Below are 5684 nucleotides of genomic sequence, written 5' to 3'. Positions count from 1 at the left end.
GCCGAGGTCTATGCGCTCAGCGCGCTGGCGCTCGCGGTGGACACGCTACTGGTGGCAGGGCTGACCCGCCTGGTCTACGACGCCAAGGGCGACCTGGGCGGCCTGTTCCTGATCGGCCTGGTCGCCTGCGGCCTGCTGGCGGCCAGCGTGAGCCTGATCATGCGGCGCGTGCGCGCCGTGGAGGTCCGGGCATGAGCGACCAGGACTGGATCGAACGCGCCCGGGTCGAAGGCCTGGCGCCCACCGCCGATGCGCAGACGCCGCGGCCCTGGCCGGTCGTGCTGCTGACCGCGCTGGGCGCCTGGCTGGCGGTGCCGCCGTTCCTGCTGCTGTTCGCGACGCTGTTCGGCGGCGACTGGGACCAGGGGCCGATGCCGTATGTCGAGGGCATCGCGCTGGTCGCGCTGGCGGTGGTGCTGCTGCGCAAGCCCTCGACGCCGCTGTTCCTGGAGCAGGCCGCGGTGCCGCTCCTGCCCACTGGCCTGGCCTGCCTGGGCTACGGGCTCGTGCGCGACCTGTCCCGGGCCGATGCCGCCTGGGTCGGGCTGCTCATCGGCGCCGGGCTGATCGCGCTGCTGAAGCAGGGATGGCTGCGGTCGCTGCTGGGCATCGGCATGGCGATGCTGGCGGGCTTCCTGGGGCATCTGGCGCTGGAGGGCGTCGCGCCGCGTGACTGGTATGAGCGCGGGGGCGGGCTGTCGCTCGCGGCGGCCGCGCTGCTGCTGGCCGAGGGGCTGCTGCTGATGCTGCTGCAGCGGCGCCTGGGCCGGGAGGCGCGCACGGCGGGCGCGGCGGCGGCGCTCGAGCCGGCGCTGGGCGGCTGGTGGGTCAGCGTGCTGGCGATCCATGCGGTCGCGGCCGGCTGGTCCTTCGTCGCGGCCGGGCCGATGGGGGGCGGCGTGCTCATGCAGGGGATGGCGGAGGTGCTGGCGCCGTCGCACCGGGTGCTGATCGGAGCGAGCCGGGCGCTGGCGGTGCTGCTGACGCTCGCGGGCGCGTTCTGGCTGCTGCGCCGCTGGCGTCCGGCCGGCGCGATGCGCCTGCTGCCGCCGCTGGTCGTGCTGGCGGCGCTGGCCGCGCTGATGCCGGCGCTGGGCGGCATCCTGCTGTTGCTGGCGCTGATGGTCTCGACCCGCCGCTGGCGCCTGGCCATGCTCGCCGGCGTGGCGGCGGTGTGGGCGCTGGGTGCGCTGTATTACGAATGGCGCCTGCCGTTGGCCCACAAGTCGCTGGCGCTGGTGGTGGCCGGCGTGGCGCTGGCGGCCTGGGCGCGCTGGCTGGCCTGGCATCCGACCGTGGGAGGCTCGACGACCGGGGCGTCGCGCGCCGTGCTGGCGATGCGCGGCGCGCCGGCGGTCCTGGTCGGTGCGGGCGTGCTGGTGCTCGTGGTGGTGAATCTCTCGATCGCGAGTCGCGAGCGGCTGATCGCGGAGGGCCGGCCGGTGTTCGTGAAGCTGGCGCCGGTGGATCCGCGTTCGCTGATGCAGGGCGATTTCATGCGGCTCAGCTACGAGCTGCCGGGTGTCGACTGGCGCAGCCGCCTCGACCGCGAGGTGCCGCTGCTCTGGGGCGAGCGGCCGCGGATCGCGGTGATGCTCGATGCGCGCGGGATCGCGCACTCACCGCGCTTGCTCGCGCCGGGCGAGGCGCCACCCGCCGGCAGCCAGTTGCTCGAGCTGACGCCCAAGGGCGGCGGCTGGACCTTCGTGTCCGATGCCTGGTTCTTCCGCGAGGGCGAGGCCCGGCGCTGGGAGCCCGCCCGGTATGGCGAGTTCCGCGTGACGCCCGAAGGCAAGGGCTTGCTGGTGGGAGTGGTCGGCGAGGACCTGAAGCCGTTGTGACGCCCGCCGATCGTTGCTGCATCGACTCGAGTCGCGCTAATCGCCTCATTTTTGAGGCGATTAACCCGAAGAATCGCCTCACCGCCCGCCGCTCACTCCCCTCGCAGGCCTTCCGGCTCGCCGCCATCGATCATCAGGTCGATGAGTTCGCGCAGGAAAGCGAGGGCCTCCTCGGCGGTGGCAAAGTAGTACTCGCCGCCCAGGTCGGCGGCGTCGCCGTCGGGCCCGACGTGGACGACGGACCATCCCTCCGCGCCGCCGCCGATCGCGCAGATCCCGAAGCTGCCCGGCGCGAGGTCGCGCACGGAGCCGGCGGTCACGAAGATGTCCTTGCCCCGATGGGCGAAATAGCGTTTGAACACGAGGAGTTGGAATGAAGGCAATCTGGAACGGCGAAGTCATCGCCGAGAGCGACGACACCGTGGTGGTCGAGGGGAACCATTACTTCCCCGCGTCCGCGCTGAAGCGCGAGTTCACCACCTTCAGCAACCACCGCACGACCTGTCCCTGGAAAGGGCAGGCGCACTACTTTAGCCTGCTGGTCCACGGCGACATGAACCCGGACGCCGTCTGGTATTACCCGGAACCGTCCGAGGCGGCGGCCGAGATCAAGGACCGCGTCGCGTTCTGGAAGGGCGTCCAGGTCACCGAGTGATCCCGCCCGCGGCGCCCGGCTGATCGAGCGCTCCCGCCCCGCCGACGAGCCGCGCGGCTCAGCGGTCGATCACGGTGCCCGCGGTACCGGTCGCCCCAGCGGCGCCGGCCATCGCGCCGGCCTCGCGGGGCCACAGCACCCACAGCCGCAGCGGCTGCTTCATCCGGCCCGCCTGGGCCTCGGCCAGCTCGCCCCAGCCCCAGAAGTAGTCGGCCCGCACGGCGCCGACGATGGCGGCGCCGGTGTCCTGCGCCATCACCAGCCGTCGCAGCGGCGTGGTCGACAGCGGCTCCGTCGTGTCCAGCCACACCGGCGTCCCGTAGGGGATGCTGGCCTTGTCCACCGCGATCGAGCGCCCCGGCGTCAGCGGCACGCCCTGGCCGCCGCGCGGGCCCACGGCCAGGTCCGGCAGGGGCTCCTCGCGGAAGAAGACGTAGCGCGGATTCGCCCACATCGCTTCCTTGAGCCGCTGCGGATTGCGCCGGCCCCAGTCCTTGATGCCCGGCCACGAGGCCTCGGTGGGCCGCAGCTCGCCTTGCGCGATCAGCCACTGGCCCATCGAGCGGTAGGGCTGCTCGTTGTGCCCGGCGAAGGACAGGCGCACCCAGCGGCTGCTGCCGTCGCGTTCGGTCACCCGCAGCCGTCCGCTGCCCTGGATCTGCATCACCAGCGCGTCCAGCGGGTCCTGCACCCAGGCCAGGCTCAGGCGCGCCAGCGCCGGGTTGCTCTCGATCTGCTGGCGCGTGTCGTAAGGCTTGCGCTGCGCCAGGTCCTGCGGCGGCGCCAGCAGCGGCACGCGGAACTCGCCCTGCGCCTGGCGGCGCGCGTCCAGTTCGGGCTCGTAGTAGCCGGTCACCAGGCCCTCGCGCTGACCGTCGGGCGACTCGACGCGGTAAGGCTGCAGCATCCGCATCAGCCATGCCGTCGCCTCGCGGTCGGCGCCCGGGCGGAAGGCGCGTGCCTGCGCGCAGACCCCGGTCCAGCCCGGCATCGGTTTCTCGCAGCCGCGCAGCAAGGCCGGCCACCATTCCAGCGCGCGGTCCTGGCCCCAGCCAGGCAGTTCATGCCACTCGGCCGCCACCCAGCGGGCGCGCTCGCGCTGCAGGACGCGGCGCCCGGTGCTGTCGTCCTCGCCGTTGAGCAGCTTCTCGGGGTCGACGGGCGCGCGCGCCACCGGCGCCGGCGCGGGCCGGGTGGCAGCGGATGGGGTGGGGGTGACGGTCGTCGCCTTCGGGGAAGCCCCCGGCTCGCGCACCGCGTGCTGCGGGCCGGCGCAGCCGGAGAGCACGCCTAGAATCGCCAGCGCCGCGCTCCAGCGGCGAGTTCTGCAACGGATCGGACCACGAATCATGGGCGTGATTTTGCTGGAGGCGCTCGGCGCGCTCGCGCTGCTCGTCTTCATCGTCTGGTGGACGATGTTCTCCGGACGCAAGGGCGGCGAGCGGCCCGACGACCGCGATCCGGCCTGAGCGAGCTCCCGCACGGGCGGACTGCGTTCCCCCTCACCCCCACCCTCTCCCCCGTTGGGGGCGAGGGAGTAATAGCGACCCGCGCTCTTTTCTTACACCCTCTCCCGCGAAGTGGGAGAGGGAGGGGTGAGGGCCAGCGGCGGTGGCAGTACAGGAGCGCTCGACACGGGTGTTCAGGCTTTGGGCGGCACCAGGAAGCTCAGCGGCTGACGGCGCATGCGCGCCCAGATCGCCGCGCGCACCCGCTTCTGGTCGGCCAGCCGGATCCCGCGTGAGCGCAGCGCCACCTTGAACGCCAGGAAGAAGCTGACGCCCACGTTCAGCACGCCGGTGCCCAGGATGCTGATCACGCAGAGCCAGAACGGCCAGTGCCGCAGCACGTCCCACCCGAGCGCCCCGGCCGCCGCGGCCAGCTGGCCGGTCGACAGCGTCACGTGCCTGACCTCGATCGGCAGGCCGAAAAACCCCAGCAGCGCCGGCACCAGCCCGAGCATCAGGCCCAGGCTGATGTTGGCGGTCAGGCCCGAGATGTTCTCGCGCCACCAGCCCGACCAGCGCTTGGCGCGGGTCGCGCCCAGCGTCGCGACGATGCGCGGGTTCCAGGCGATCGCGCTGTCCAGGCGATGGAAGACGAACCAGTTCTCGACCCAGCCCGCGATCAGGCTGGACGCGAACAGCAGCACCCCGGTGAAGGCCGCGAAGAACAGCGACGGCCCCAGCACGGTGAGCGAATGCAGCACGTGCTCCGCCTCGTGCGCGCCGACCAGCGGCTTGCCCAAGCTCAGCCACGCCGCCAGCTGCACCACCAGCACCATCGGCGCCGCGAGCGCCAGGTTGCCGATGATGCCGGCGGTCTGGGAGCGGAAGAGATGCGCGACCTCGTCCACGAAGGCCGACAGGCCGGCGTCGCTGTCGATGTGGCGCAGCTTGTCGGCCAGGGCCGGCGCGGTCATCGCGGGCTGCTTGGTCGCCACCGTCCAGTGCAGCAGCAGGATGAGCACGAAGCTCACCGCGTAGTTCACGCCCGCCCAGAAGCCGCCCCAGAAGGCCGACAGCCCGATCGCGGCGATCGCGAACTTCATGAAGGTCGTGCCCGCGATCACCAGCCCGCCGCCACCGGCTCGGCGCAGCATGTCGCCGTACTCCTCGCGGTTGCGGGTGATGTAGTGCTCGCCGGTCTCCGCGCTGCGCTCCGCGACCTTGCGCGCCAGCAGCGAGTAATGCCGCGCGAACAGGGTGCGGATGCTGCGGCGCTCATGCACGACCGCCACCAGGTCGGCCACCAGCCGCAGCAGCTCGCGCTGCGGATGCTCGGCCAGCAGCACCGCGAGCAGTTCCTCGACGCGGCGCAGCCGCGCCTGCATCTGCTCGACGCCGAACATCAGGTCCACCGACACGCCGTGCTCTTCCAGGTGGTCCGGCACCGAGCGCACCGCCGCCCGGCATTCGTCCAGCAGCCCGCGCAGGTACTGCAGCCGGGCCGGCAGCCCGGCGTGCGCCGGATCGACCAGCGCCTGCTCGACCTGCTCCCAGGCGGTGGCCAGGTTGCGGAACGGCCGGCTGGCCAGCCGCTGCGGGTCCATGCGCACGCGCAGCGCGCCGGACAGGCCGGCCGAGCGCACCGCGCTCACCAGCACCGTGATGGCGGCGCGCATCTCCTCGCGCCAGTCGCCCTCGGGCGCGCCGGCGAAGAGCAGGCCCAGGCGCTCCAGCAGCTCG

Annotated in this window: 5 protein-coding genes and 1 pseudogene; 3 read left to right on the top strand and 3 right to left on the bottom strand. The window is 72.7% G+C overall.

Annotated features, from left to right (window positions below):
• Positions 1-195 (top strand): annotated as a pseudogene (locus FUT87_RS28925) (DUF2157 domain-containing protein); the annotation flags it as partial.
• The gene (locus FUT87_RS16355; protein ID WP_147241697.1) at positions 192-1841 is read left to right on the top strand and encodes a GDYXXLXY domain-containing protein; all 1650 of its coding nucleotides are present in this window, start codon (positions 192-194) and stop codon (positions 1839-1841) included. The pseudogene FUT87_RS28925 and the gene FUT87_RS16355, both read left to right, overlap by 4 nt.
• A gap of 92 nt (positions 1842-1933) precedes the next feature.
• On the opposite strand, the gene FUT87_RS16350 is transcribed toward FUT87_RS16355, so the two are convergent.
• The gene (locus tag FUT87_RS16350; protein WP_091728239.1) at positions 1934-2203 is read right to left on the bottom strand and encodes a hypothetical protein; all 270 of its coding nucleotides are present in this window, start codon (positions 2201-2203) and stop codon (positions 1934-1936) included.
• A gap of 11 nt (positions 2204-2214) precedes the next feature.
• Here FUT87_RS16350 and FUT87_RS16345 point away from each other — a divergent pair, with 11 nt between their 5' ends.
• Positions 2215-2496, top strand: coding sequence for a DUF427 domain-containing protein (locus tag FUT87_RS16345; protein ID WP_091728236.1), 282 nt, complete (start codon positions 2215-2217; stop codon positions 2494-2496).
• A 58-nt stretch (positions 2497-2554) separates the two neighbouring features.
• On the opposite strand, the gene FUT87_RS16340 is transcribed toward FUT87_RS16345, so the two are convergent.
• Positions 2555-3847, bottom strand: coding sequence for a murein transglycosylase A (locus FUT87_RS16340; protein ID WP_255511879.1), 1293 nt, complete (start codon positions 3845-3847; stop codon positions 2555-2557).
• A 291-nt stretch (positions 3848-4138) separates the two neighbouring features.
• Positions 4139-5684, bottom strand: a 1546-nt coding sequence (locus FUT87_RS16335; RefSeq protein WP_147241695.1) for a site-specific recombinase, incomplete at its 5' end; no start/stop codon positions are given.

It is taken from the genome of Mitsuaria sp. TWR114 (genome assembly GCF_007997345.1).
This window is presented reverse-complemented; position numbering and strand designations above follow the sequence as displayed.